Genomic DNA, 23,286 nt, shown 5'->3' with positions numbered 1-23,286 from the left:
TTCACCGCAGTTTCTCCGCGATGCGCATCACCGCGCTGCGCGAGCGCGGGTTGGCCTTGAGCTCCGCTTCGCCGGCGAAGACCGGCTTGCCGATCAGTTTCAGGCGCGGCTCGAAGGCCTTGGGGATGATCGGCAGGTCGCGCGGCAGCTTGTCCGCCTCGCCCTTGGCCTGGCGCTTCATGAACTGCTTGACGATGCGGTCTTCCAGCGAGTGGAAGCTGATCACCACCAGGCGACCGCCGACTTCCAGCGCTTCCAGCGCCGCGTCGAGGCCGCGCTCGAGGTCGCCCAGTTCGTTGTTGATATAGATACGAATACCCTGGAAGGCGCGGGTCGCCGGGTTCTTGCCCTTCTCCCAGGCCGGGTTGGCCTCGGTCAGCACCTTTGCCAGGTCGGCGGTGCGGGTAAAGGGCTGCTGCTCGCGGCGCTGCACCACGGCGCGCGCCATGCGCTTGGCGAAACGCTCTTCGCCGTAGTCCTTGAGCACGCGGGCGATCTCGTCTTCGGCGGCCGTGGCGATCCAGTCCGCCGCGCTGACGCCCACTGCGGGGTTCATGCGCATATCCAGCGGGCCGTCGTTGAGGAAGCTGAAGCCGCGCTCGGGATCGTCCAGCTGCGGCGACGACACGCCGAGGTCCAGCAGGATGCCGGCGACCTTGCCGGCCAGGCCGCGGACAGCGACTTCCTCGCCGAGTTCCGCAAAACTGCGCTGCACAACGACAAAGCGGCCGTCTTCGGCCGCCAATGCTTCCCCGGTGGCTATCGCCAGGGGGTCCTTGTCGAACCCCAGGAGCCGCCCGTCCGGGCCGAGCTTCTGCAAGATCAGCCGACTGTGTCCGCCGCGACCGAAGGTACCGTCCAAGTAGCAGCCGCCGGCGCGCACGGCGAGCCCCTCGACGGCCTCGTCGAGCAGCACGGTGATATGGCGCAAGGTGCTATCGGTCATGGTCACAGGATCAGGTCACGCAAGTCGTCGGAAAGGGCGCCGGGCTGCTTGATGGCAGCCAGATCGGCTTCGGCTACGGCATTCCAGGTATCTTCGCCCCAGAGTTGAAACTTGTTGAGCTGGCCGACGAGCATCGCCCGCTTGTCCAGCTTGGCGTACTCGCGCAGGCGCGGCGGCACCAGGAAACGGCCGCTGGCATCCAGTTCGAGGTCGACGGCGTTGCCGATCAGCAGGCGCTGCAGGCGGCGGTTCTCTTCACGGAAGGAGGCCAGTTCGCGCAGCTTGTTCTCGATCAGCTCCCATTCGGCCAGCGGGTAGACACAGAGGCAGGGGTCGACGGCATCGATGGTGACGATGAGCTGGCCGGCACAACGCGAAACGAGCTCGTCGCGATACCGACTCGGCATCGCGAGGCGCCCTTTGGCGTCGAGACTGATGGCGTTAGCTCCGCGAAACACGGCTGCGCTTCCCCTGTAATTAGCTTTCCATGCCCAAAAAAACCCACTTCATGCCACTTCTCACCACTTGCGCACACTATAGGAATGCGTACGCCCCACCGTCAAGGCGCGCCAGAAGGGAAAAATCCTTACAGGACGGAGATTTAGCGAACGAAAGCGAGGAAAAAAGCGATGCTGGAAGGGGTAGTCAAGAGACAAAAACCAGCTATTCCAGAGAGCTGAAATTCGAACTTAAAGTAATTTGTTAAGAGTAAGATTTTTTCGGTATTAGAAAGGCGGGAAGTAAAAGCGCAAATCGAGGGGAAAAAGAGGTGGAGAGTCGATCTGTAAGCCGGGTTCTGTCGAGGACAGTCATTCCTCTACGACGTACATCACTGCACGCCTTTAGCAACCTACCCGGTTCCAGCGCGGGCCACGCCAATGGAACCCTATTTGGTCTTGCTCCGAGTGGGGTTTACCTAGCCACGGACTGTTGCCAGCCGTGCGGTGCGCTCTTACCGCACCTTTTCACCCTTACCGGCGCCGAAGCGCTTAGGCGGTTATTTTCTGTGGCACTTTCCGTAGGCTCGCGCCTCCCAGGGGTTACCTGGCACTCCGCCCTATGGAGCCCGGACTTTCCTCCCCCTTCTTGCGAAGGCAGCGACTGTCCGATCGACTCTCCGCCGGCAAGGTTAACAAAGCCGCAAGCGGCAAGCCACAAGCTGCAAGAAAAAGCAGCCTGCCCCCTGCAGGAGCGAGCTCATCCCTGGCGCGTCAGCGACACCTGGTAGAGCAGGTTCTTGCGCACCCCGGTGATCTCGGCGGCCAACGCCGCCGCGCGCTTGAGCGGCATTTCCGCCAGCAGCAGGTCGAGTACCCGCAGCGCCTCGGCGCTGACCGCCTCCTCGCCTTCCGGCGCCTGCCAGCCGGCCACCAGCACCACGCACTCGCCGCGCTGCTGATTGCTGTCGCCGGCCACCCAGGCGCACAGTTCGGCCAGCGGCAGGCCCTTGAGAGTCTCGAAGGTCTTGGTCAGCTCGCGGGCCAGCAGCGCCGGACGCTCGTCGCCGAACACCGCACGCATGTCCTCCAGGCACTCGAGAATCCGGTGCGGCGCCTCGTAGAAGATCAGCGTGCGCGGCTCCTCGCGCACCTGCTCCAGGCGCGCGCGCCGCCCCACAGTCTTGGCCGGCAGAAAACCCTCGAAGATGAAGCGATCCGACGGCAGGCCCGCGGCCGACAGTGCGGCGATCAGCGCACAGGCTCCCGGCACCGGCACCACGGCGAAGCCGGCGGCGCGCGCCTGACGCACCAGATGGTAGCCGGGATCGGAGATCAGCGGCGTGCCCGCATCGGAGATCAGCGCCACATCCTCGCCGGCCTCCAGTTTGGCGAGAAAGCGCCCGCCCTGGTCGCGCTCGTTGTGCTCATGGCAGGCCGCCAGCGGCGTTTCGATGCCGAAATGCTGCAGCAAGCGCACCGAGTGACGGGTGTCTTCGGCGGCGATCAACGCCACGTCGCGCAGAACCCGCAGGGCGCGGGCACTGATGTCGTCCAGGTTGCCGATCGGCGTGGCGACCACGTAGAGGGTGCCGGGCTGAGCGCTGACGACGGCGGAATGACTCACTGGAAACACCTCGTTAATTGAAAGAGCGCTCATTCTAGCCGCTTCCACCCCGGCAACATCGCACCGACTGCAGGGCTTGGGTACAATCGCCGCCTGATTCGCTCAAGCACCAGGATGCCCCGATGATCGCTAGCCTGCGCCCCCTTTCCGTCCTTTGCCTGGCCGGCCTGCTCGCCGCCTGCGCCAGCTCGCCCTCCAACACCCTGGGTCAGCTGCCGCGCACCCCACAGGCCAGCATCGAGCAGATGCTCCAGCAGGCCGCCGAAAGCAAGCCGGAGCAGGCCGCCCTGCTGCGCCTGTCCGCCGCCGACCAGGCCTATCAGCAGAAGGACATCGCCCGCGCCGCGCGCATCCGCGAACAGATCGACCTGGCCGCCCTGGCGCCAGCCCAGCAGATCTTCGCCAGCACCCTGGACGCCGAACTGGCGCTGGCCCGCCAGCAGCCCAAGAGCGCCCTGCAGGCCCTGCAACACCCCAGCCTGGAGCGCCTGGCCGAGCTGCCGGTGGAGCAGCAGATCCGCACCCAACTGGTCCGCGCCCGCGCCCTGGAAGCCGACGGCCAGGCCCTGGCCGCCGCCCGCGAGCGGGTGTTCATCGCCCCGCTGCTCAGCGGCCAGGCCGCCCACGACAACCATGAAAGCATCTGGGCCCTGGTTTCCATCCTGCCGCCGCAGACCTCGGCCGGCGCCGACAGCGACCTGGCCGGCTGGCTGGAACTGGCGCGCGTGACCAAGGCCGGCGCCACCCTGGAGCAGCAGCAAGCCGCCATCGATCAATGGGTCGCGCAGAACCCGCAACACCCGGCCGCCGAACAGCTGCCCGAGGCGCTGGGCAAGCTGCGCGAGCTGGCCAGCCAGCCGCTGACCCGCATCGCCCTGCTGCTGCCCCAGGAAGGCCAACTGGCCAGCGTCGCCCGCGCCCTGCGCGACGGCTTCCTCGCCGCCCACTACGAGGCCCAGCAGGCCGGCCAGAACCCGCCGCAGATCCAACTCTACGACAGCGCCCGCATCGGCTCGCTGGACGCCTTCTACCAGCAGGCCCAGGCCGACGGCGTGCAACTGGTGGTCGGCCCGCTGGAGAAGCCGCTGGTCAAGCAGCTCAGCGAGCGCGAGCAGCTGCCGATCACCACCCTGGCGCTGAACTACAGCGACGCCAGCCAGGAAGGCCCGGCCCAGCTGTTCCAGTTCGGCCTGGCCGCCGAGGACGAGGCCCGCGAAGTGGCCCGTCGCGCCTGGGACGATGGCATGCGCCGCGCCGTGGCCCTGGTGCCGCGCGGCGACTGGGGCGACCGCGTGCTGGAAGCCTTCCGCCAGAGCTGGCAGGCCCAGGGCGGCAGCCTGATCGCCGCCGAACACGTCGACCAGCCGGTGGAACTGGCCCGGCAGATCGCCGACCTGTTCCAGCTGCGCGAAAGCGAGGCCCGCGCCCGTCGCCTGCAGAACACCCTGGGCACCAACCTCGACGCCCAGCCGGCGCGGCGCCAGGACATCGACTTCATCTTCCTCGCCGCCACCCCGCAACAGGCGCAGCAGATCAAGCCGACCCTGGCTTTCCAGTACGCCGGCGACGTGCCGGTGTACGCCACCTCGCACCTGTTCACCGGCGCCCACAGCCAGGCGCAGTACCAGGACCTGGAAGGCATCCGCTTCTGCGAGACGCCCTGGCTGCTGGACGCGCAGGATCCGCTGCGCCAGCAGGTCAGCGGTCAGTGGCCGCAGGCCGCCGGCAGCCTCGGTCGGCTGTACGCCATGGGTGTCGACGCCTACCGCCTGGCGCCGCGCCTGGGCCAGCTCAAGGCCCTGCCGGAGTCGCGCATCGACGGCCTGTCCGGCAGCCTCAGCCTCAACCCGGCACAGCGCATCGAACGCCAGTTGCCCTGGGCCGAGTTCCGCGGCGGCCAGGTCCAGCGCCTTCCCGACGCGCTCAATTGAGTGCCCACAACGAGCTCGGCCGGGCCGCCGAACAGGCAGCCCGAGAGCATCTGGAACGTAACGGCCTGCGCCTGATCGAACGGAACTGGAGCTGTCGCCGCGGCGAGCTCGATCTGGTCATGCTCGACGGCGATACAGTAGTATTCGTCGAAGTCCGCGCCCGCCGTCACAGCGCCTGGGGCGGCGCCCTGGAGAGTATCGATGCGCGCAAGCGCGGCAAGTTGATCATGGCCGCCGAGCTCTTCCTCCAGCAGCAGTCTCGCTGGGCCCGCCACCCCTGCCGCTTCGACGTGGTCGCCATCGGCGGCCCCGGCCTCGACTGGATCAAGAACGCCTTCGACGCCTGACGGCCGCACACTCAAGGTTTAACCGATGGACATGCAATCCCGAATCCGCCAGCTGTTCCAAGCCAGCATCGACACCAAGCAACAGGCCATGGAAGTCCTGGTTCCCTACATCGAGCACGCCAGCCTAGTGATGGTTCAGGCCCTGCTCAACGAGGGCAAGATTCTCTCCTGCGGCAACGGCGGCTCGGCCGGCGACGCCCAGCACTTCTCCTCCGAGCTGCTCAACCGCTTCGAGCGCGAGCGCCCCAGCCTGCCGGCCATCGCCCTGACCACCGACAGCTCGACCATCACCTCGATCGCCAACGACTACAGCTACAACGAGGTGTTCTCCAAGCAGATCCGCGCCCTCGGCCAGCCCGGCGACGTGCTGCTGGCCATCTCCACCAGCGGCAACTCGGCCAACGTGATCCAGGCCATCCAGGCCGCCCACGACCGCGAGATGACCGTGGTCGCCCTCACCGGCCGCGACGGCGGCGGCATGGCCTCGCTGCTGCTGCCCGAGGACGTGGAGATCCGCGTGCCGGCCAAAGTCACCGCACGCATCCAGGAGGTCCACCTGCTGGCCATCCACTGCCTCTGCGACCTGATCGACAGTCAACTATTCGGGAGTGAAGAATGAAGCGTTCCGCCCTGATCCTGGCCGCCCTGGCCATTACCCTGAGCCTGGCCGGCTGCGGCAGCCGCAGCATCGGCAACAAGATCGACGACCAGTTCCTCGGCCCGGATGTCGCCACCCAGGTCAGCAAGGCCCACGCCGACCTGGCCAGCCCGACCTCGCGGATCATCGTCACCAGCTACAACGGCGTGATTCTGCTCGCCGGGCAGACCCCGCGCAGCGAGCTGAAGGACGCCGCTGCCCAGGCCGCGCGCCGCGTGCAGGGGGTGAAGAAGGTCTATAACGAGCTGCAGGTGCAGCAACCGGCCTCGCTGCTGGCGCGCAGCAACGACTCGCTGCTGACCACCAAGATCAAGACCCAGATGCTCGCCGACGCCACGGTGCCGAGCACGCGGATCAAGGTGGTCACCGAAAACGGCATCGTCTACTTGCTTGGCCTGGTGACCCGCGAGGAAGCCAACGCCGCCACCCGCGTGGTGCAGGGCGTGGCCGGGGTGCAGAAGGTGGTGCGCCTGTTCGAGTACACCAACTGAGGCAGCGGCAAACCATAAGGCGGATGGCCGCCTCCCCCGCAAGCTGCAAGTAAAAACGGGCGCCCATTGGCGCCCGTTTTTATTGTCATGCAACTCTTTCTTGCCCTGGCCTGCAGCAGCCCTACTTGACCACCTTGAGGCTCGGCCGACCGCTGGGCCGCGGCGGCTCGCCGCCGGACGGGCCGTCGTCGTCCGGACCTTGCTCGTCTTCGTCGTCCGCCTGCGGCGGTTCCATGTCGAAGACCATGCCCTGGCCGTTCTCCCGCGCATAGATCGCCAGGATCGCCGCGGCCGGGATGTACAGGCTGTGGGCCACGCCGCCGAAGCGCCCCTCGAAGCTCACCGCCTGATTGTCCATATGCAGGTGTCGCACCGCGCCGGGCGATGCGTTGAGCACGATCTGCCCGTCGCTGGCGAAGCCCGGCGGCACCTGCACCCCGGGGTATTCGGCATTGACCAGCAGGTGCGGGGTGCAATCGTTGTCGACTATCCACTCGTACAGGGCGCGCACCAGGTAGGGACGGCTGGAATTCATGGTTTTCTCCTTCTCAGCGCATTTCGCGCTCGGCGGCGGACAGACTGGCCTGGAAGGCCTCGCGGGCGAACTGCCGTTCCATGTAGTCGAGCAGCGGCTTTGCCGGTCGCGGCAACTCGATCCCCAGCCGCGGCAAACGCCAGAGAATCGGCAGCAGGCAGCAATCCACCAGGCTCAACTCGTCACTGAGAAAGAACGGCTTGTCGGCGAACAGCGGCGACACGCCGGTCAGGCTCTCGCGCAACTCCTTGCGCGCCAGCTGGCGCTCGGCCTCCTTGCTGCGCTTGTCGAGAATGCGGTCGACCAGGGCGCACCAGTCGCGCTGGATACGGTGCATCAGCAGGCGGCTGTTGGCGCGCGCCACCGGATACACCGGCAACAGCGGCGGATGCGGGTAACGCTCATCCAGATATTCCATCACCACGGACGATTCGTACAGCGCCAGGTCGCGGTCGACCAGGGTCGGCACGCTGCCGTAGGGATTGAGTTCGGCCAGCTTGGGCGGACAGCGGCCCAGCTCGACATCGACGATCTCGACGCTGACACCTTTCTCGGCGAGCACCAGACGCACGCGATGGGAATAGTGGTCGGCGGGGTCGGAGTAGCAGGTCAACCTATTGGTCACCGCCATGGCGATCCTCCTCGCGTTTTGGATTTATCAGAAGCAGGAAAAATTGCCGGAAGCAATTTTTGACGTCGCTTGCGACGGCCCCGCAGGGGTGGCCGCCAGGGATGGCAGGTCACAAAAACCTGCGCGCCCATATAGGGCGCGCAGGTCGACAGCAGGGGTAAAGCGGCTTAGTGCACGTCCTTCCAGTATTCGCGCTTGAGCAGGTAGGCGAAGACGAAGAAGAAGGCCAGGTACAGCAGCACGTAGGTGCCGATGCGCTGGGACTCCAGCTTGACCGGGTTGGCCGAGTAGGCCAGGAAGGTCACCAGGTTCTTGATCTTCTCGTCGAACTCGGCCTCGCTCAGGCTGCCGCTGTTCGGCTCGACGGTCAGCTGGTCACAGGCTTCGTGAGTGATCGGGGTGCCGGTCAGCGGGTCGAACTGCTTCTTGCCGTTCTCCACCACCTGCACCTGCTTGCAGCCGATCACCTGGTTGCCCTGCAGACCTACCAGCACGTTGGGCATGCCGACGTTGGGGAACACCTTGTTGTTGGCGCCCAGCGGACGTGCCGGGTCGGCGTAGAAGGTGCGCAGGTAGGTGTACAGCCAGTCGTTGCCGCGTACCCGGGCGACCAGGGTCAGGTCGGGCGGCGCCGCACCGAACCAGGCCTTGGCGTCGTCCGGCTTCATGCCGATCTTCATGTGGTCGCCGATCTTGGCATCGGTGAACACCAGGTTCTCCAGCATGATCTCGTGCGGAATGCCGAGGTCGTCGGCCACGCGCTCGTAACGCTGGTACTGGGCCGAGTGGCAGCCCATGCAGTAGTTGGCGAAGGTGCGCGCGCCGTCCTGCATGGCGGCCTTGTCGCGCAGGTCGATATCCACTTTGTCCAGCGGATAGTTGCTGGCTGCGCCCAGGGCCAGGGCCGGCAGCGCAGCGATCACAAATGCAGCGAAGAGCTTTTTCATCAGCCAGTCACCCTTTCCGGAACCGGTTTGGTCTTCTCCAACCTGGTGTAGAACGGCATCAGGATGAAGTACGCGAAGTACAGGAAGGTGCACACCTGCGACAGCAGGGTACGACCCGGAGTCGGCGACAGCACGCCCAGTACGCCGAGGATGACGAAGGAAATGCAGAAGATCACCAGCCAGATCTTGCTCAGCCAGCCCTTGTAGCGCATGGACTTGACCGGGCTACGGTCGAGCCACGGCAGGACGAACAGCACCGCGATGGCCGCGCCCATGGCGATTACGCCGAGCAGCTTGTCCGGCACCGCGCGGAGGATCGCGTAGTAGGGGGTGAAGTACCACACCGGGGCGATATGCTCAGGGGTCTTGAACGGGTTGGCCGCTTCGAAGTTCGGCTTCTCGAGGAAGTAACCGCCCATTTCCGGGAAGAAGAACACCACGAAGCAGAACACGAAGAGGAACACCACCACGCCGACGATATCTTTCACGGTGTAGTAAGGGTGGAAGGCGATGCCGTCCAGCGGCACACCGTTCTCGTCCTTGTTCTTCTTGATGTCGACGCCGTCCGGGTTGTTCGAGCCAACTTCGTGCAGCGCCAGGATGTGCAGCACCACCAGGCCGAGAATCACGATCGGCAGGGCGATCACGTGCAGGGCGAAGAAGCGGTTCAGGGTGATCCCGGAAATCAGGTAGTCACCGCGAATCCACTGAGTCAGGTCGTCGCCGATCACCGGGATGGCGCCGAACAGCGAGATGATCACCTGGGCGCCCCAGTAGGACATCTGGCCCCAGGGCAGCAGGTAGCCCATGAAGGCCTCGGCCATCAGCATCAGGTAGATCAGCATGCCGAAGATCCACACCAGCTCGCGCGGCTTCTGGTAGGAGCCGTAGAGCAGACCGCGGAACATGTGCAGGTAGACCACCACGAAGAACGCCGAAGCGCCGGTGGAGTGCAGGTAGCGCAGAATCCAGCCGTACTCGACGTCGCGCATGATGTATTCGACGGAGGCGAAGGCGCCCTCGGCCGAAGGCTCGAAGCTCATGGTCAGCCAGATGCCGGTGACGATCTGGTTGACCAGCACCAGCAGCGCCAGGGAGCCGAAGAAGTAGAAGAAGTTGAAGTTCTTCGGTGCGTAGTACTTGGACAGATGGTCTTCCCACATCTTGGTGGCGGGGAAGCGCGCATCCACCCATTCCATGAATTTGCTCATCAGGCGTTCTCCTGGTCCACACCGATGATGATCACATCATCCGTCTCGTAGGTGTGCGGCGGCACTGGCAGGTTCAACGGCGCGGGCTGAGCCTTGTAGACGCGGCCGGCGAGGTCGTAGCGCGAACCGTGGCAGGGGCAGAAATAGCCACCGACCCAATCCGGACCGAGGTCGGCCGGGGCCACTTCCGGGCGGAAGGACGGTGCGCAGCCCAGGTGGGTGCACAGGCCGACCAGCACCAGCAGCTCGGGCTTGATCGAACGGGTCTTCTTGTCGACGTACTCCGGCTGCACCGAGGCAGCGGATTCGGGGTCGGCCATGCCGCCTTCGATCTTGGTCAGGTTGGCCAGGATCTCCTCGGTACGGCGCACGATGAACACCGGCTGACCGCGCCACTCAGCAACCATCTGCTGACCCGCCTCGATCTTGCTGACGTTCACCTTCACCGGTGCCCCGGCCGCCTTGGCCTTGGCACTGGGGAACCATGACCCCACGAACGGAGTCGCAGCACCTACCGCTCCGGCAGCGCCCACCACGGAAGTGGCTGCCACCAGGAAGCGACGTCGGCCTGCATTCACGCCGTCATTGCTCATTCAGTCGTCTCCCATCAGCTTTGTGGCCTGTTGTTCAGGCCTCTACTAAGTAAAAATCGGGCCGCGCAAAAAATTCGCCAAATGGTAAAGAAAAGCCCCTTTTCTGACAAGGTAATTACCCCCGAACAGGCCGGCGAAAGCCTTGTCGCGCGCGGCTTGCGCGGCTGCGGCACGTTGTCGCAGCGTTTTGTCGCGCCCATAAAAAACGCCCAGTTCCGAAAGGAAACTGGGCGTCTTCGAAAGCGCCAGCGAATTAACGCTTGGAGTACTGCGGACGCTTACGCGCCTTGCGCAGACCGACTTTCTTACGCTCGACTTCACGGGCGTCGCGAGTGACGTAACCGGCTTTACGCAGCGGGCTGCGCAGGGTCTCGTCGTACTCGATCAGGGCGCGGGTGATGCCGTGACGGATGGCACCAGCCTGACCACTGACACCGCCACCGATAACGGTAACGTAGATGTCGAACTTCTCAGTAGTCTCGGTCAGCTCCAGCGGCTGACGTACGACCATGCGAGCGGTCTCGCGGCCGAAGAAGGTATCCAGGCTGCGGTTGTTGATGGAGATGTTACCGGTGCCCGGACGCAGGAATACGCGCGCGGTTGCGGTCTTGCGACGGCCAGTGCCGTAGTTTTGAGTCGCCGACATAATGAACTATTCCGTTAAATCTTCAGTTCTTGGGGCTGCTGAGCGGTGTGCGGGTGGACGGCACCCTTGTACACCTTCAGCTTACGGTACATGTCGCGACCCAGCGGGTTCTTCGGCAGCATGCCTTTGACCGCGGTCTCGATCACGCGCTCAGGAGCACGAGCGATCAGCTTCTCGAAGTTGATCGACTTGATGCCGCCCGGGAAACCGGAGTGGGAGTAGTACATCTTGTCGCTGGTCTTGGCACCGGTGACACGCACCTGCTCGGCGTTGATCACGACGATGTAATCGCCAGTGTCGACGTGCGGGGTGTACTCGGGCTTGTGCTTGCCGCGCAGACGGCTGGCGATTTCGGTGGCCAGACGACCCAGGGTCTGACCTGCAGCGTCGACGACGTACCAGTCGCGCTTAACAGTTTCCGGTTTTGCAGTAAAAGTCTTCATTCGCTATAGCCTCAGGGGCCGCCCTGAAAATAAGACGGCGGATCTTACTGAATAGTGCTTGCTTTGACAAGTCAAAGACGGCCGGAAACAGACGCTATCGGGGGCTCGGGTCAGCGCGTCCGCTACGGCGGGGTGTTCGGCGGGCTAGGCATCCCCACCTTCTCTGTCAGCGAGCTAGGCGTTCCCGCGTCGAGAGCCGCGGAATTATGCCGATTGCAGCGAAAATAGCAACCTGCTTTGATGCCCCCTCTCACCTGCAGTCGAAAACTAGGAGTCAGCAATGGAATACCGTCAGCTGGGCCGTACCGACCTCAGGGTCAGCGCCCTCTGCCTAGGCACCATGACCTGGGGCGAACAGAACAGCGAGGCCGAGGGCCATGCCCAGATCGAGCGCGCCAAGGCCTGCGGCATCAATTTCATGGATACCGCCGAGATGTACCCGGTGCCGCCGCGCGCCGAGACCTACAGCCGCACCGAACAGATCATCGGCAGCTACTTCAGGCAACGGGGCGACCGCGCCGACTGGATCCTGGCGAGCAAGATCGCCGGCCCCGGCAACGGCATCGGCCATATCCGCGGCGGCCAGTTGAAATTCGACCGCGCGCATATAGTCGCGGCGCTGGACGCAAGCCTGAAACGCCTGCAGACCGACTGGATCGACCTCTACCAGCTGCACTGGCCGGAACGTCCGACCAACTTTTTCGGCCAGCTCGGCTACCAGCATCAGGAAGCGGACTTCACGCCGCTGGAAGAAACCCTGCGAGTGCTCGACGAGCAGGTCAAGGCCGGCAAGATCCGCCATATCGGCCTGTCCAACGAAACGCCCTGGGGCACCATGAAATTCCTGCAACTGGCCGAAAGCCGCGGCTGGCCGCGTGCGGTGTCGATCCAGAACCCCTACAACCTGCTCAACCGCAGCTTCGAGGTGGGCCTGGCGGAGGTGGCGATGCGCGAGCAGTGCGGCCTGCTGGCCTACTCGCCGCTGGCCTTCGGCATGCTCAGCGGCAAGTACGAGGGCGGCGCGCGGCCGGCCGGCGCGCGCATCAGCCTGTTCAGCCGCTTCACCCGCTACACCAACCCGCAGTCGGAGGCGGCCTGCTCGCGCTACGTCGCCCTGGCCCGCGCGCACGGCCTGGATCCGGCGCAGATGGCCCTGGCCTTCGTCACAGCACAACCCTTCGTCACCAGCAACATCATCGGCGCCACCAGCCTGACGCAACTGGACAGCAACCTGGCCAGCGCCGAGCTGCGACTCTCCGAGGAAGTGCTGGCCGGCATCGAGGCGATCCACAAGGCGCAGCCCAACCCGGCGCCCTGATCCCGACTCAAACGAAAAAGCCCGGCAATGCCGGGCTTTTTCTTGTCATCACCGCACTCAGACCAGCGAGCGGGCGATGATTTCCTTCATGATCTCGTTGGTGCCGGCGTAGATGCGCTGCACCCGCGCGTCGGCCCAGGCGCGCGCCACCGGGTATTCCCACATGTAGCCGTAGCCGCCGTGCAGCTGCACGCACTCGTCGAGCACCTTGCACTGCAGGTCGGTGCCCCAATACTTGAGCATGGCCGCGGCGGGCACGTCGAGCTTGCCCTGCAGATGCAGCTCCAGGCAGCGGTCGACGAACACCCGGCCGACCTGGATCTCGGTGGCCATCTCAGCCAGCTTGAAGCGGGTGTTCTGGAAGTCCGCCACCGCCTTGCCGAATGCCTTGCGCTCGCGGGTGTAGTCCAGCGTCCACTGCAGCGCCGCCTCGGCCGAGGCCAGGGCGCCGACGCCGACGGTCAGGCGCTCCTGCGGCAGCTCCTGCATCAGGTAGGCGAAGCCCATGCCGGCCTGACCCAGCAGGTTTTCCTTGGGGACGCGCACGTCCTGGAAGAACAGCTCGGAAGTATCCTGCGCCTTCATGCCCACCTTCTCCAGGCGCTTGCCCTTGGCGAAGCCCGGCGTACCCGCCTCCACCAAGAACAGACTGGTGCCCTTGGCCCCGGCCTTGGGATCGGTCTTGGCCACCACGATGACCAGGTCGGCCAGCCAGCCGTTGGTGATAAAGGTCTTCGAGCCGTTGATCACGTACTCGTCGCCGTCCAGCACCGCGGTGGTCTTCACCCCCTGCAGGTCGGAGCCGGCGCCCGGCTCGGTCATGGCGATGGCGGTGACCAGCTCGCCGCTGACCAGCTTGGGCAGGTAATGCTGCTTCTGCGCCTCGCTGCCGTAATGCAGGATGTAGGGCGCGACGATGTCCGAATGCAGGGAGAAGCCGATGCCGGTCAGGCCCAGGCGGCCGATCTCCTCGATCACCACTGCGCTGTAGAGGAAGTCTGCGGCCATGCCGCCGTATTCCTCGGGGATGTGCGAGCAGAGCATGCCGGCCTCGCCGGCCTTGTTCCACAGCGCGCGGTCGACATGACCGTCCTTTTCCCACTGTGCATGAAAAGGCACCGCTTCCTGCTCGAGGAACTTGCGCACGCTGTCGCGGAACAGTTCATGGTCGGAGCTGAAAATCGTTCTGGGGATCATGGCGCTACCTGTGTCTGAGACCTTGGGGAAAGTGGCCTCGACTTTAGCCAAGCAAACGCTTGGTCACACTGGACACAAGCGCCAAAAAATAAGACGATCCAGCCGTCGCATGACCGCTTAGCCCTAAAAAGAACAATATCTATGCCTACCCAATCCAATGCCCCGCTGCGCCGCGTCAGCATCCTCGCCACCGACGGCGTATTCGCCTCCACCCTGATGCAGGCCAAGGACTTCTTCCATATGGCCGGCATCCGTTACGCCAAGCAGCAGGGCCTGGGCCATGAGCCACCGTTCGAGATCCACCTGGTCAGCCCGGACGGCCTGCCGGTGAATAGCTTCAGCAAGGTGCAGGTGCCGGTGGACGGCGGCTTGGAGGCCTGCGACGTGATCATCCTGCCGGCCTTCTGGGACGACTTCGACGCCCTCAGCCGCCGCTATCCGCAGGTGCTGGACTGGCTCAAACGCCAGCACGCGGCCGGCACGGCGATCTGCGGCGAAGCCAGCGGGGTGTTCTGGATGGCCGAGGCCGGCCTGCTCGACGGCAAGGAGGCGACCACCTACTGGCGTTTCTTCCGCGAGTTCGCCGAGCGCTTCCCCAGGGTGCTGCTCAACCAGGACAAGCACCTGTCCGATGCCGACAACCTGTACTGCGCCGGCGGCGTCACCTCGGCCTGCGACCTCTATATCTACCTGATCGAGCGCTACTGTGGCGCCGGCGTGGCCCAGGGCGTGGCCCGCGACATTCTCTACGAGGTACAGCGCAGCTACACCCCGGGGCGCATCGGCTTCGGCGGCCAGAAGCTGCACCAGGACGTCACCGTGCTGCAGATCCAGCATTGGCTGGAGGAGCACTATGCCGACAAGTTCCGTTTCGAGGACGTGGCCCGCGAGCACGGCATGAGCATCCGCAACTTCATGCGCCGGTTCCAAGGTGCGACGGGCGACAAGCCGCTGCACTACCTGCAGCGCCTGCGCATCGAAACCGCCAAGAGCCTGCTGTCCTCCACACGCAAGAGCATCAAGACCATCAGCTACGAGGTCGGTTACGACGACGCCAGCTTCTTCGCCCGACTGTTCCGCCAGCACACCGAGCTGTCGCCGAATCAGTACCGCCGCCAGTTCCAGCACAAGGACAGCCACTGAACAGCCACCCACCCTTGGTTAGGTTGGCTGCAGGTGACGCCGGCCTATGATCGGGACACTGATAACAACAACAGGTCCATCGCCATGCGCCGCACCCTTATCGCCCTGCTTGCCGCCTGCAGCCTCACCGCCGTGGCGGACGACAACTGGAAGCCCTTCCCGCTCGACCAGAGCGCCTACGACTACAGCGGCGACAAGCTGCGCCAGGCCTGGCCGCAGCTGACCCGCGGCTTCGGCGACTACCCCTTCCCCGACGCCGACTGGGTGGTGAGCATGGCCAGCCGCCATCCGCAGACGCTGGAGAGGACCGTGGCGGCTGGCACCGGCTTCACCGGCAAGCCGGAAGAGGCCGAGGTCTATGCGCAGAAACTGCAGGAGGTCTGGCGCCTGATGTTCCGCGGCGACTTCGCCCAGGCCAAGGAGCAGGGCCTGACGCTCGGCGTCGGCGGGCAGATCCCGGCGCTGTTCGCCCAGGTGATCTACGCCATGTTTCTGGTGCCGGAGCAGGCCGAGAAGCATCGCCTGCTGGAAGAAGTGATCGCCTACACCGACGAGGCCGGCGAACTGGTGCAGGCCGACACCGTCGCCCAGTTCGGCCGGGTCTACGCCAAGGCGCGCCTGGGCGAGGAGCTGTCGGTGCCGGTGGTGCTCAAGCGCGGTTACACCTCGCAGATCCCCGACGAGCTCGAGGCGCTGCTGGCCAAGCAGCCGCAGCAGCCCTTCGCCCTGGCGCTGTACGGCGGCTACGAGGCCGGGGTGATCCGCAAGGTGGGCAAGCTGGTGGGCAAGATGACCTACGGGGTCAGCGCGGACAATATGGAGAAATACTTCAGCCGCAGCTTCCAGGCCCGCGACGACCTGCCGATCGGCCATTACGAATACGCCAACGCGCTGACCTACGTGTACGGCGACGACCAGCACGACAAGGTCGTCGAGCACCTCGAGCGCGCCGTGGCGATCACGCCGATCAACGCCATGGAGGCGCTGGAAGTGGCCCATGCGCAGAAGATGCTCGCCCAGTACCAGCAGAAGCTGGCTAAGCACTGAGCCGCCGGCGGCGCCCCCTATCCGGATCGCCGCGCGCACCAGCCAATACGAAAAAGGCGACCACTCGGGTCGCCTTTTTTCATGCTGCGCAAGCCATCAGGGCTTGTGCGGCCGCGACAGGAACTCGTGCGACTGCATCTCCAGCAGGCGGCTGAGGGTGCGCTGGAACTCGAAGGTCAGGCGGCCGCCGGTGTACAGGTCCTTCAGCTCCACCTCAGCGGAGATGATCAGCTTGACGTTGCGGTCGTAGAACTCGTCCACCAGGTTGATGAAGCGCCGGGCCATGTCGTCCTTGGCGGTGCTCATCTGCTCGACGTTGGCCAGGATCACCGCGTGGAAGATCTTGCCCAGCTCGATGTAGTCGTTCTGGCTGCGCGGGCCGTCGCACAGCTCGCGGAACTCGAACCAGGCCACGTCGTCGCCGACCTTGCGCGCGACTATGGGGCGGTTCTCGATCATCAGCGCCTCGTGCTCCTGCACCGAGCAGTGCTCCGGCAGCAGGCTCCTGAAGCTCTTGTCCAGGCTGACCTCAGCCTCGGCGTCCAGCGGGAAGTGGAACAGCTCGGCCTGCTCCAGCGCGCGCAGGCGGTAGTCGACGCCGCTGTCGACGTTGACGATGTCGGTGTGCTGCTTGAGCAGGGCGATGGCCGGCAGGAAGCGCGCGCGCTGCAGGCCGTCCTTGTACAGGCCGTCCGGCACGATGTTGGAGGTGGCCACCAGCGACACGCCGTTCTTGAACAGCTCCTCCAGCAGGGTGGCGAGGATCATCGCATCGGTGATATCGCTGACGAAGAACTCGTCGAAGCAGATCACCCGCGCCTCGTCGGCGAAGCGCCGGCCGATGATGGTCAGCGGGTTCTTCTCGCCCTTGAGGGTGCGCATCTCCTCATGCACGCGCTTCATGAAGCGGTGGAAGTGGGTGCGCATCTTCCGCTCGAACGGCAGCGCGTCGAAGAAGGTATCGACCAGGTAGGTCTTGCCGCGCCCGACGCCACCCCAGAAATAGATGCCCTTGACCGGCCCCTGCGGCTTCTTGCCGAACAGTTTGCCGAGCAGACCGCCCTTGCCCTGGTCGGCGGCCACCAGCTCGTCGTACAGCCGCTGCAGGTGGCGCACGGCGTTTTCCTGGGCCGCATCATGGAAGAAGTCGGGCCGCTGGAGGTCGGCCTGATAGCGCTCGAAAGGAGTCATGATTCGTTAGCCGGGCAAGTAAAAACGGGGGCGTCACTTTAGCGACGCCCCCGTGGATTGGCAATCGCAGGTTGGGCTGAGCGCAGCGCAGCCCAACGACCGGCAACGGCATGCCATGAGCCGTTGGGCTTCGTCGCTACGCGCCTCAACCCAACCTACGGCGTCGGGCCGTCGCCCGGCTGCCATCCGGGCGACATCATTCCTGCGTCGCCAACGCCTCGCGCAGACGGGCGATGGCGGCGTCCAGTGCCACGGCATCGGCGAACGCGGGGCTGGTCGCCACGCATTCGTCATCCAGCCAGACGCCGAAGCCCTGCCCTTCGGCGCGCACATCCAGTGGTTCGCCGGACTGCAGGCGCTTATTGACCATGCCGGCCGACTTGCCGTCGGCGAAGGCTTTCGACAGCAACAGCTGTTCGCCGGCGGCATCCAGCAGGCGGAAGCGGAAGCTGCCGTCCTCGTCGCGGAAGCTGACGAAGCGTGCGCTCTTGGCCGCCTTCTTCTTCTCGCCGGCGGCGGTTTGCACCTGCTCGCGGAACGAACGCAGGCCCACCGCCTCGCGCAGTTCGCCGAGGAAGGGCGTGGCAATCCGGCGCGCCTTGGCGGCGCCGGCCAGGAGGATGTCCTCCAGGTCGGCGGGCCTGGCGATCAGCGCGTTGTAGCGCTCGCGCGCCTCACCCAGCTCGTTTTCCAGCAGCTGGTACAGGCGATTCTTCGCCTCGCCCCAGGCCAGGCCGCCTTCCAGCTCGGCGCGGAACTCGGCCTGCTGCGCCGGGGTGGCGAAGGCCTGGTACAGGGTGAACAGGTGCGAGCCGTCGGCGTCCTTGGGCTCGCCCGGCAGGCGCGAGTCGGTGACGATGCGGGCGATGGCGTCCTTGAGCTGCTTGGCGCTGCCGAACAGCGGGATGGTGTTGTCGTAGCTTTTGCTCATCTTGCGGCCGTCGAGGCCGGGCAGGGTCGCCACTTCCTCCTCGATCACCGCCTCGGGCAGGGTGAACAGCTCGCGGCCGGCACCGAACAGGTGGTTGAAGCGCTGGCCGATGTCGCGGGCCATCTCCACGTGCTGGATCTGGTCGCGGCCGACCGGCACCTTGTGCGCGTTGAACATCAGGATGTCCGCCGCCATCAGCACCGGGTAGCTGAACAGGCCCATGGTGATGCCGGCGTCCGGGTCTTCGCCGGCCTCGACGTTCTTGTCCACCGACGCCTTGTAGGCGTGGGCGCGATTGAGCAGGCCCTTGCCGGCGACGCAGGTGAGCAGCCAGCACAGCTCGGGAATCTCGGGGATGTCGGACTGGCGGTAGAAGGTCGCCTTGTTCACGTCCAGGCCCAGCGCCAGCCAGGTGGCGGCGATCTCCAGACGCGAACGCTGGATACGCGCCGGGTCGTCGCATTTGATCAGCGCGTGGTAGTCGGCGAGGAAGTAGAACGAATCGGCATCCGCGGCGCGGCTGGCGACTATGGCCGGGCGGATGGCGCCGGCGTAGTTGCCCAGGTGCGGGGTGCCGGTGGTGGTGATGCCGGTGAGGATACGGGTGGTCATGGCGTTCGCTTGTCGTACAGCTGGTTCAGAGACGCGGCAACAGCAGATCCTTCAGATCGGTCAGCTTGCCGTGAAAGAAGTGGCCGCATTCTGCCACTTTCAGCAGCTCGTGGGCACGCCCAAGGTTCGCCGACCAGTCGTACACCGCCTGCGGCTCGACCACTTCGTCGGCGTCCGGCTGGATCAGCACCAGCGGGCAATTAGCCGCCGGCGGATTGTCGGCGGTCAACCGGTGCACCGCCGGCGCCACCATAAACAGCTTGTCCAGCGCCACGCCCTGGCGCTCCAGACGCGCGCCCAGCGCGGCGGCGACGAAACCGCCGAAGGAGAACCCGAGCAGGGTGAGCGGCAGATCCGGGTACCCTTCGCGCAGCCAGGCGGCCACCGCTTCGGCGTCGTCCACCTCGCCGCTGCCCATGTCATGGCTGCCGGCACTGGCGCCGACGCCGCGATAATTAAAGCGCAGGGTATGCAGGCCGCAGTCGCGGGCGCTGCGTTGCAGGGTGGAAACCACCTTGTTGAGCATGGTGCCGCCCTGCACCGGATTGGGGTGGCAGATCAGCGCCACGCCGCGGGCGTCGGGCACTTCGAGAAAAAGGGCTTCGAGCTGGCCGACGGGGCCAGGGATAAAAACGGCGGTTTCGCGGTTGAGCAACAGAGAACTCCGTGACCCCGGATCGGGTCGACTCGTCTAGCAAACTGTCTGCGCGGCACGGCATAGCCGTATACAGCGCAGGTTCGAGCCGCTAACGTAAAGCAAAGCCGTTTTGAGAGGAAGGACTCGTGGAACAGACCCTTACAGCCTGGTTGATACCCGCCCTGACCCTGGTGGTCGGCATTGCCGTCGGCTTTCTGATCGCTCGCCTGGCGCCCAGCGCCGCACCGAGCCGCACGCAGCGGCAGATGGAAGAAATGCAGGCACGCTTCGAGGCCTACCAGAACGAAGTGGTGACCCACTTCAACACCACCGCCAGCCTGGTGAAGAAACTCACCCAGAGCTACCAGGACGTGCAGGAGCACCTGTCCGACGGCGCCAATCGTCTGGCCCTGGACGAACTGACCCGCCAGCGTCTGCTGGCCGCCCTCAGCAGCAGCGAAGGTGGCGAGAAGCGCGAACGCCTGACCCCGCCGAAGAACTACGAAATGCCCAAGGACTACGCGCCGAAAAGCGACGGCCCCGGCATGCTGGACGAGAGCTACGGGTTGAAGAAGTAACCCCTCGGCCAAGACAGGGAGCCCCGCTATTGCGGGGCTTTTTTATTGGCCTTGTAGCCCGGATGCAATCCGACACGGGCACCCTGGATGGCCGCCAAGGCGCAGGTTTATCCGCGAAACTCACCGCGCAACCGCGAATAGATTCGCACCTGCGGAGGCCGGATCGGCGCCTCGACAGGCCAGGTGGACCTCGCCCGTTACCCCCAATAAAGCGCAACCAACAAAAAGCCCCGCTGGCGAGCGGGGCTTTTTGCATTGCGCGCAGGCTGCTAGATGGCGCCGCGACTACGCAGCAGCTGCAGCACCTGCTTGACGCCCTCTTCCACCGACACGGTCTGGGTGTCGATCACCAGATCGGCGTCCAGCGGCACGTCGTAGGCGAAGGACTCGCCGGGGATGTTGTCGCCGGCGGCGGCATACAGGCCCTGCGGGTCGCGTTCGCGGCAGACCTGCGGCGAGGCCTGCACGTAGACGGTGAGCAGGCGCTCGCCGCCGATCAGCGCCTTGGCCTGCTCGCGGCCCTCGGCATCCGGGGCGACGAAGGCGGCCAGGGTCAGCAGACCGGCCTCGTTGAACTGGCGCGCCACATGGGCGGCGCGACGCCAGTTCTCGGTACGCCCGGCGCGATCCTGCGGCAGGCCCTTGTTCAGGTCGTGGCGCAGGTTCTGACCATCGAGCACGTAGACGGCGCGGCCCATGTCGAACAGCTTGCGCTCCACGGCGTAGGCCAGGGTGCTCTTGCCGGCGCCGGACAGGCCGCTGAACAGCACGGTGGCCGGCTGCTGGCCGAAGCGCGCGGCGCGCTCCTCGGTCGACACATGGGCCAGACGGCCGTGCTGGCCGCCGCCATGGCCGACCGGATCGGCAATGATCATGCCCGCGCCGACGGTACCGTTGGTCAGGCGGTCGATAACGATAAAGGCGCCGGTGGTGCGGTTGTGCTCGTAGCCGTCGAGGGCAATGGGCGCATCCAGGGCGACCTTGACCCGGCCGATCTCGTTGAGCTTCAGTTCGCTGGCCGCGCCCTGCTCCAGGGTGTTGACGTCGACGCGGTGCACGATGCTCGGGATCGAGCCCGGCACGTAGCTGGTGGCGCGCTTGATGTCGTACTTCTTGCCCGGCAGCATCGGCTCTTCGCCCATCCACACCAGCATGGCCTCGAAGCTGTCGGTGACCTGCGGACGGTTGTCGGCGTGCACCAGCATGTCGCCGCGCGACACGTCGATCTCGTCTTCCAGGGTCAGGGTGATGGCCTGGCCGGGGCCGGCGTGCTCCAGCTCGCCCTCGAAGGTGACGATGGACTTGACCTTGCTGGTCTTGCCCGACGGCAGCGCCATCACTTCGTCGCCCTTGCGCACGATGCCGCTGGCCAGGGTGCCGGCGAAGCCGCGGAAGTTGAGGTTGGGGCGGTTGACGTACTGCACCGGGAAGCGCAGGTCGTCGAAATTGCGGTCGCCCGCCACTTCCACGGTCTCGAGGATTTCCATCAGCGACTGGCCGTCGTACCAGGGCGAGCGCTCGGACTTGTTGACCACGTTGTCGCCCTTGAGCGCCGACATGGGGACGAAATGCAGCGTACTGGGCTTGAGGCTGATCTTGTCGGCGAAGGCCAGGTAGTCGGCCTTGATCGACTCGAACACGCCCTGGTCGAAGTCCTTGAGGTCCATCTTGTTGACCGCGACGACGATGTGCTTGATGCCCAGCAGGGAGGCGATGAAGCTGTGGCGCTTGGTCTGGGTCTGCACGCCGTAGCGGGCGTCGATCAGGATGATCGCCAGGTCGCAGGTGGACGCGCCGGTGGCCATGTTGCGGGTGTACTGCTCATGGCCGGGGGTGTCGGCGATGATGAACTTGCGCTTGGCCGTACTGAAATAGCGGTAGGCCACGTCGATGGTGATGCCCTGCTCGCGCTCGGCCTGCAGGCCGTCGACCAGCAGCGCCAGGTCGATGTCGTCGCCGGTGGTGCCGACCTTCTTCGAGTCGCGGCTGATGGCTTCCAGATGGTCTTCGTAGATCATCTTGGAGTCGTGCAGCAGGCGCCCGATCAGGGTGCTCTTGCCGTCGTCGACGTTGCCGCAGGTGAGAAAGCGCAGCAGTTCCTTGCGTTCGTGCTGGGCCAGGTAGGCGAGGATGTCCTCGCTGATCAAATCGGATTGATGACTCATGGTGCGGAATCCTTAGAAGTAGCCCTGGCGTTTTTTCTCTTCCATCGAGCCGGCGGCGTCGTGGTCGATCACCCGGCCCTGGCGTTCGGAAGTACGAGTCAGGAGCATTTCCTGGATGATGTCCGGCAGGGTCGCCGCGGTGGACTCCACCGCGCCGGTCAGCGGGTAGCAGCCCAGGGTGCGGAAGCGCACCATCTTCTTGGTGATGCGCGCCTTCTCCTCGTCCGACAGGTGCTCGAGGATGCGCTCGTCGTCGATCATGATCAGGGTGCCGTTCCTCTCGATCACTTCGCGCTCGGCGGCGAAGTACAGCGGCACGATCGGAATCTGCTCCAGGTAGATGTACTGCCAGATGTCCAGCTCGGTCCAGTTCGACAGCGGGAACACGCGGATCGACTCGCCCTTCTTGACCTTGCCGTTGTACACGTTCCACAGCTCGGGACGCTGGTTCTTCGGGTCCCAGCGGTGCTTGCTGTCGCGGAAGGAGTACACCCGCTCCTTGGCGCGGGACTTCTCCTCGTCGCGGCGCGCGCCACCGAAGGCGGCGTCGAAGCCGTACTTGTCCAGCGCCTGCTTGAGGCCCTCGGTCTTCATCACGTCGGTGTGCTTGGCACTGCCGTAGGTGAAGGGGTTCATGTCCTGCGCCACGCCATCGGGGTTGATGTGGGTGATCAGGTCCAGGCCCATCTCGCTGACCATCTTGTCGCGGAAGCGGTACATCTCCTGGAATTTCCAGCGGGTGTCGACGTGCATCACCGGGAACGGCAGCTTGCCGGGAAAGAACGCCTTGCGCGCCAGGTGCAGCATCACGGCGGAGTCTTTACCGATGGAATAGAGCATTACCGGGTTGTCGAATTCGGCGGCCACTTCACGAATGATGTGGATACTTTCCGCCTCCAGCTGCTTCAGGTGGGTCAGTTTATCGAGCATGGCTACTCACGGTTTGCTGTGTAATTGGGCCGGCGGGCCGTGGACGAGGGCGCACTCTAGCACAGCGCCAACTTCTAATCAGGACGCTACTTAG

At 65.1% G+C, this 23,286-nt stretch carries 24 protein-coding genes and 1 other RNA gene; 8 read left to right on the top strand and 17 right to left on the bottom strand.

The features are described 5' to 3' along the window. Window position 1: 1 nt before the first annotated feature. The 4 genes from rsmH to rsmI form a co-directional block, all read right to left on the bottom strand. Window positions 2–946: a 16S rRNA (cytosine(1402)-N(4))-methyltransferase RsmH gene (gene rsmH, locus ACW9UL_RS04270; protein WP_457789107.1), complete on the bottom strand. Its 945-nt coding sequence runs from the start codon at window positions 944–946 to the stop codon at window positions 2–4. Between the two features lie 2 nt (window positions 947–948). Further along, window positions 949–1,404, bottom strand: coding sequence for a division/cell wall cluster transcriptional repressor MraZ (gene mraZ, locus ACW9UL_RS04265; RefSeq protein WP_457789105.1), 456 nt, complete (start codon window positions 1,402–1,404; stop codon window positions 949–951). A 311-nt stretch (window positions 1,405–1,715) separates the two neighbouring features. Further along, window positions 1,716–2,063: RNase P RNA component class A (gene rnpB / locus ACW9UL_RS04260), an RNA gene on the bottom strand. A gap of 80 nt (window positions 2,064–2,143) precedes the next feature. Then, entirely contained in the window at window positions 2,144–3,043 is a 900-nt protein-coding gene (gene rsmI / locus ACW9UL_RS04255) for a 16S rRNA (cytidine(1402)-2'-O)-methyltransferase (protein WP_457789103.1), read from the bottom strand. Window positions 3,044–3,132: 89 nt separating this feature from the next. Here rsmI and ACW9UL_RS04250 point away from each other — a divergent pair, with 89 nt between their 5' ends. The 4 genes from ACW9UL_RS04250 to ACW9UL_RS04235 are packed head-to-tail and all read left to right on the top strand — an operon-like array spanning window position 3,133 to window position 6,437. Beyond that, the gene (locus ACW9UL_RS04250) at window positions 3,133–4,941 is read left to right on the top strand and encodes a penicillin-binding protein activator (protein WP_457789101.1); all 1,809 of its coding nucleotides are present in this window, start codon (window positions 3,133–3,135) and stop codon (window positions 4,939–4,941) included. Next, window positions 4,938–5,288 (top strand): YraN family protein, encoded by a 351-nt coding sequence (locus ACW9UL_RS04245; protein WP_021442286.1) that lies wholly within the window; start codon window positions 4,938–4,940, stop codon window positions 5,286–5,288. Before ACW9UL_RS04250 ends, ACW9UL_RS04245 begins: the two co-directional genes overlap by 4 nt. Window positions 5,289–5,313: 25 nt before the next feature. Then, window positions 5,314–5,907: a phosphoheptose isomerase gene (locus ACW9UL_RS04240; RefSeq protein WP_021442287.1), complete on the top strand. Its 594-nt coding sequence runs from the start codon at window positions 5,314–5,316 to the stop codon at window positions 5,905–5,907. Beyond that, window positions 5,904–6,437 (top strand): BON domain-containing protein, encoded by a 534-nt coding sequence (locus tag ACW9UL_RS04235; RefSeq protein WP_457789099.1) that lies wholly within the window; start codon window positions 5,904–5,906, stop codon window positions 6,435–6,437. Before ACW9UL_RS04240 ends, ACW9UL_RS04235 begins: the two co-directional genes overlap by 4 nt. 121 nt (window positions 6,438–6,558) lie before the next feature. Here ACW9UL_RS04235 and ACW9UL_RS04230 read toward each other — a convergent pair whose 3' ends face one another. The 7 genes from ACW9UL_RS04230 to rplM all read right to left on the bottom strand — a co-directional run bounded on the left by ACW9UL_RS04230 (window position 6,559) and on the right by rplM (window position 11,443). Next, window positions 6,559–6,972, bottom strand: coding sequence for a ClpXP protease specificity-enhancing factor (locus ACW9UL_RS04230; RefSeq protein WP_397496085.1), 414 nt, complete (start codon window positions 6,970–6,972; stop codon window positions 6,559–6,561). A gap of 13 nt (window positions 6,973–6,985) precedes the next feature. Continuing rightward, window positions 6,986–7,603, bottom strand: coding sequence for a glutathione S-transferase N-terminal domain-containing protein (locus ACW9UL_RS04225; RefSeq protein ID WP_021442290.1), 618 nt, complete (start codon window positions 7,601–7,603; stop codon window positions 6,986–6,988). A 167-nt stretch (window positions 7,604–7,770) separates the two neighbouring features. Continuing rightward, window positions 7,771–8,550 (bottom strand): cytochrome c1, encoded by a 780-nt coding sequence (locus tag ACW9UL_RS04220; RefSeq protein ID WP_021442291.1) that lies wholly within the window; start codon window positions 8,548–8,550, stop codon window positions 7,771–7,773. Beyond that, the gene (locus ACW9UL_RS04215) at window positions 8,550–9,761 is read right to left on the bottom strand and encodes a cytochrome b (RefSeq protein WP_457789096.1); all 1,212 of its coding nucleotides are present in this window, start codon (window positions 9,759–9,761) and stop codon (window positions 8,550–8,552) included. The genes ACW9UL_RS04220 and ACW9UL_RS04215 overlap by 1 nt, the downstream gene beginning before the upstream one ends. Then, window positions 9,761–10,354, bottom strand: coding sequence for a ubiquinol-cytochrome c reductase iron-sulfur subunit (gene petA, locus ACW9UL_RS04210; protein WP_031302693.1), 594 nt, complete (start codon window positions 10,352–10,354; stop codon window positions 9,761–9,763). Before petA ends, ACW9UL_RS04215 begins: the two co-directional genes overlap by 1 nt. 253 nt (window positions 10,355–10,607) lie before the next feature. After that, entirely contained in the window at window positions 10,608–11,000 is a 393-nt protein-coding gene (rpsI, locus tag ACW9UL_RS04205) for a 30S ribosomal protein S9 (protein ID WP_003242948.1), read from the bottom strand. 14 nt (window positions 11,001–11,014) lie between these two features. Beyond that, window positions 11,015–11,443 carry a 50S ribosomal protein L13 gene (gene rplM, locus ACW9UL_RS04200; RefSeq protein ID WP_021442294.1) on the bottom strand — a complete coding sequence of 143 codons (429 nt, stop codon included), beginning with the start codon at window positions 11,441–11,443 and terminating at the stop codon, window positions 11,015–11,017. 280 nt (window positions 11,444–11,723) lie between these two features. Between rplM and ACW9UL_RS04195 the strand changes: the two genes are divergently transcribed. Next, on the top strand, window positions 11,724–12,761 hold the full coding sequence (locus tag ACW9UL_RS04195) for an NADP(H)-dependent aldo-keto reductase (protein ID WP_457789093.1): 1,038 nt from the start codon (window positions 11,724–11,726) through the stop codon (window positions 12,759–12,761). Between the two features lie 57 nt (window positions 12,762–12,818). On the opposite strand, the gene ACW9UL_RS04190 is transcribed toward ACW9UL_RS04195, so the two are convergent. Continuing rightward, window positions 12,819–13,958 (bottom strand): acyl-CoA dehydrogenase family protein, encoded by a 1,140-nt coding sequence (locus tag ACW9UL_RS04190; protein WP_457789091.1) that lies wholly within the window; start codon window positions 13,956–13,958, stop codon window positions 12,819–12,821. A 240-nt stretch (window positions 13,959–14,198) separates the two neighbouring features. Between ACW9UL_RS04190 and ACW9UL_RS04185 the strand changes: the two genes are divergently transcribed. Continuing rightward, window positions 14,199–15,101: a GlxA family transcriptional regulator gene (locus ACW9UL_RS04185; protein ID WP_177342870.1), complete on the top strand. Its 903-nt coding sequence runs from the start codon at window positions 14,199–14,201 to the stop codon at window positions 15,099–15,101. A gap of 84 nt (window positions 15,102–15,185) precedes the next feature. Then, window positions 15,186–16,148: a hypothetical protein gene (locus ACW9UL_RS04180; protein WP_457789089.1), complete on the top strand. Its 963-nt coding sequence runs from the start codon at window positions 15,186–15,188 to the stop codon at window positions 16,146–16,148. 96 nt (window positions 16,149–16,244) lie between these two features. Here the strand turns inward: ACW9UL_RS04180 and zapE are convergent, their stop codons facing one another. The 3 genes from zapE to ACW9UL_RS04165 form a co-directional block, all read right to left on the bottom strand. Next, a complete protein-coding gene (gene zapE, locus ACW9UL_RS04175) occupies window positions 16,245–17,339 on the bottom strand; it encodes a cell division protein ZapE (protein WP_021442299.1) in 1,095 nt (364 codons plus the stop codon). 196 nt (window positions 17,340–17,535) lie between these two features. Then, window positions 17,536–18,882, bottom strand: coding sequence for a tryptophan--tRNA ligase (locus ACW9UL_RS04170; RefSeq protein WP_457789087.1), 1,347 nt, complete (start codon window positions 18,880–18,882; stop codon window positions 17,536–17,538). 25 nt (window positions 18,883–18,907) lie between these two features. Further along, window positions 18,908–19,537, bottom strand: coding sequence for an alpha/beta hydrolase (locus ACW9UL_RS04165; RefSeq protein ID WP_122108205.1), 630 nt, complete (start codon window positions 19,535–19,537; stop codon window positions 18,908–18,910). A gap of 128 nt (window positions 19,538–19,665) precedes the next feature. On the opposite strand from ACW9UL_RS04165, the gene ACW9UL_RS04160 reads away from it, so the two are divergent. Then, entirely contained in the window at window positions 19,666–20,097 is a 432-nt protein-coding gene (locus ACW9UL_RS04160; RefSeq protein ID WP_031302694.1) for a Z-ring associated ZapG family protein, read from the top strand. 269 nt (window positions 20,098–20,366) lie between these two features. Here ACW9UL_RS04160 and cysN read toward each other — a convergent pair whose 3' ends face one another. Both cysN and cysD read right to left on the bottom strand, forming a co-directional pair. Beyond that, the gene (cysN, locus tag ACW9UL_RS04155; RefSeq protein ID WP_021442303.1) at window positions 20,367–22,262 is read right to left on the bottom strand and encodes a sulfate adenylyltransferase subunit CysN; all 1,896 of its coding nucleotides are present in this window, start codon (window positions 22,260–22,262) and stop codon (window positions 20,367–20,369) included. A gap of 12 nt (window positions 22,263–22,274) precedes the next feature. Continuing rightward, complete coding sequence (cysD, locus tag ACW9UL_RS04150; RefSeq protein WP_021442304.1) at window positions 22,275–23,192, bottom strand: sulfate adenylyltransferase subunit CysD; 918 nt, start codon at window positions 23,190–23,192, stop codon at window positions 22,275–22,277. Window positions 23,193–23,286 lie beyond the last annotated feature (94 nt).

It is taken from the genome of Pseudomonas sp. PL-6 (assembly GCF_054110165.1).
The sequence above is the reverse complement of the archived record's forward strand: the minus strand, read 5'-3'. Positions and strand labels throughout refer to the sequence as shown.

Coding starts and splice junctions, on each gene's coding strand:
- rsmH (WP_457789107.1), bottom strand. CDS start 946: ATGACCGATAGCACCTTGCGCCATATCACCGTGCTGCTCGACGAGGCC.
- rsmI (WP_457789103.1), bottom strand. CDS start 3,043: ATGAGCGCTCTTTCAATTAACGAGGTGTTTCCAGTGAGTCATTCCGCC.
- ACW9UL_RS04250 (WP_457789101.1), top strand. CDS start 3,133: ATGATCGCTAGCCTGCGCCCCCTTTCCGTCCTTTGCCTGGCCGGCCTG.
- ACW9UL_RS04240 (WP_021442287.1), top strand. CDS start 5,314: ATGGACATGCAATCCCGAATCCGCCAGCTGTTCCAAGCCAGCATCGAC.
- ACW9UL_RS04235 (WP_457789099.1), top strand. CDS start 5,904: ATGAAGCGTTCCGCCCTGATCCTGGCCGCCCTGGCCATTACCCTGAGC.
- ACW9UL_RS04230 (WP_397496085.1), bottom strand. CDS start 6,972: ATGAATTCCAGCCGTCCCTACCTGGTGCGCGCCCTGTACGAGTGGATA.
- ACW9UL_RS04225 (WP_021442290.1), bottom strand. CDS start 7,603: ATGGCGGTGACCAATAGGTTGACCTGCTACTCCGACCCCGCCGACCAC.
- ACW9UL_RS04220 (WP_021442291.1), bottom strand. CDS start 8,550: ATGAAAAAGCTCTTCGCTGCATTTGTGATCGCTGCGCTGCCGGCCCTG.
- ACW9UL_RS04215 (WP_457789096.1), bottom strand. CDS start 9,761: ATGAGCAAATTCATGGAATGGGTGGATGCGCGCTTCCCCGCCACCAAG.
- petA (WP_031302693.1), bottom strand. CDS start 10,354: ATGAGCAATGACGGCGTGAATGCAGGCCGACGTCGCTTCCTGGTGGCA.
- rpsI (WP_003242948.1), bottom strand. CDS start 11,000: ATGTCGGCGACTCAAAACTACGGCACTGGCCGTCGCAAGACCGCAACC.
- rplM (WP_021442294.1), bottom strand. CDS start 11,443: ATGAAGACTTTTACTGCAAAACCGGAAACTGTTAAGCGCGACTGGTAC.
- ACW9UL_RS04195 (WP_457789093.1), top strand. CDS start 11,724: ATGGAATACCGTCAGCTGGGCCGTACCGACCTCAGGGTCAGCGCCCTC.
- ACW9UL_RS04190 (WP_457789091.1), bottom strand. CDS start 13,958: ATGATCCCCAGAACGATTTTCAGCTCCGACCATGAACTGTTCCGCGAC.
- ACW9UL_RS04185 (WP_177342870.1), top strand. CDS start 14,199: ATGGCCGGCATCCGTTACGCCAAGCAGCAGGGCCTGGGCCATGAGCCA.
- ACW9UL_RS04180 (WP_457789089.1), top strand. CDS start 15,186: ATGCGCCGCACCCTTATCGCCCTGCTTGCCGCCTGCAGCCTCACCGCC.
- zapE (WP_021442299.1), bottom strand. CDS start 17,339: ATGACTCCTTTCGAGCGCTATCAGGCCGACCTCCAGCGGCCCGACTTC.
- ACW9UL_RS04170 (WP_457789087.1), bottom strand. CDS start 18,882: ATGACCACCCGTATCCTCACCGGCATCACCACCACCGGCACCCCGCAC.
- cysN (WP_021442303.1), bottom strand. CDS start 22,262: ATGAGTCATCAATCCGATTTGATCAGCGAGGACATCCTCGCCTACCTG.
- cysD (WP_021442304.1), bottom strand. CDS start 23,192: ATGCTCGATAAACTGACCCACCTGAAGCAGCTGGAGGCGGAAAGTATC.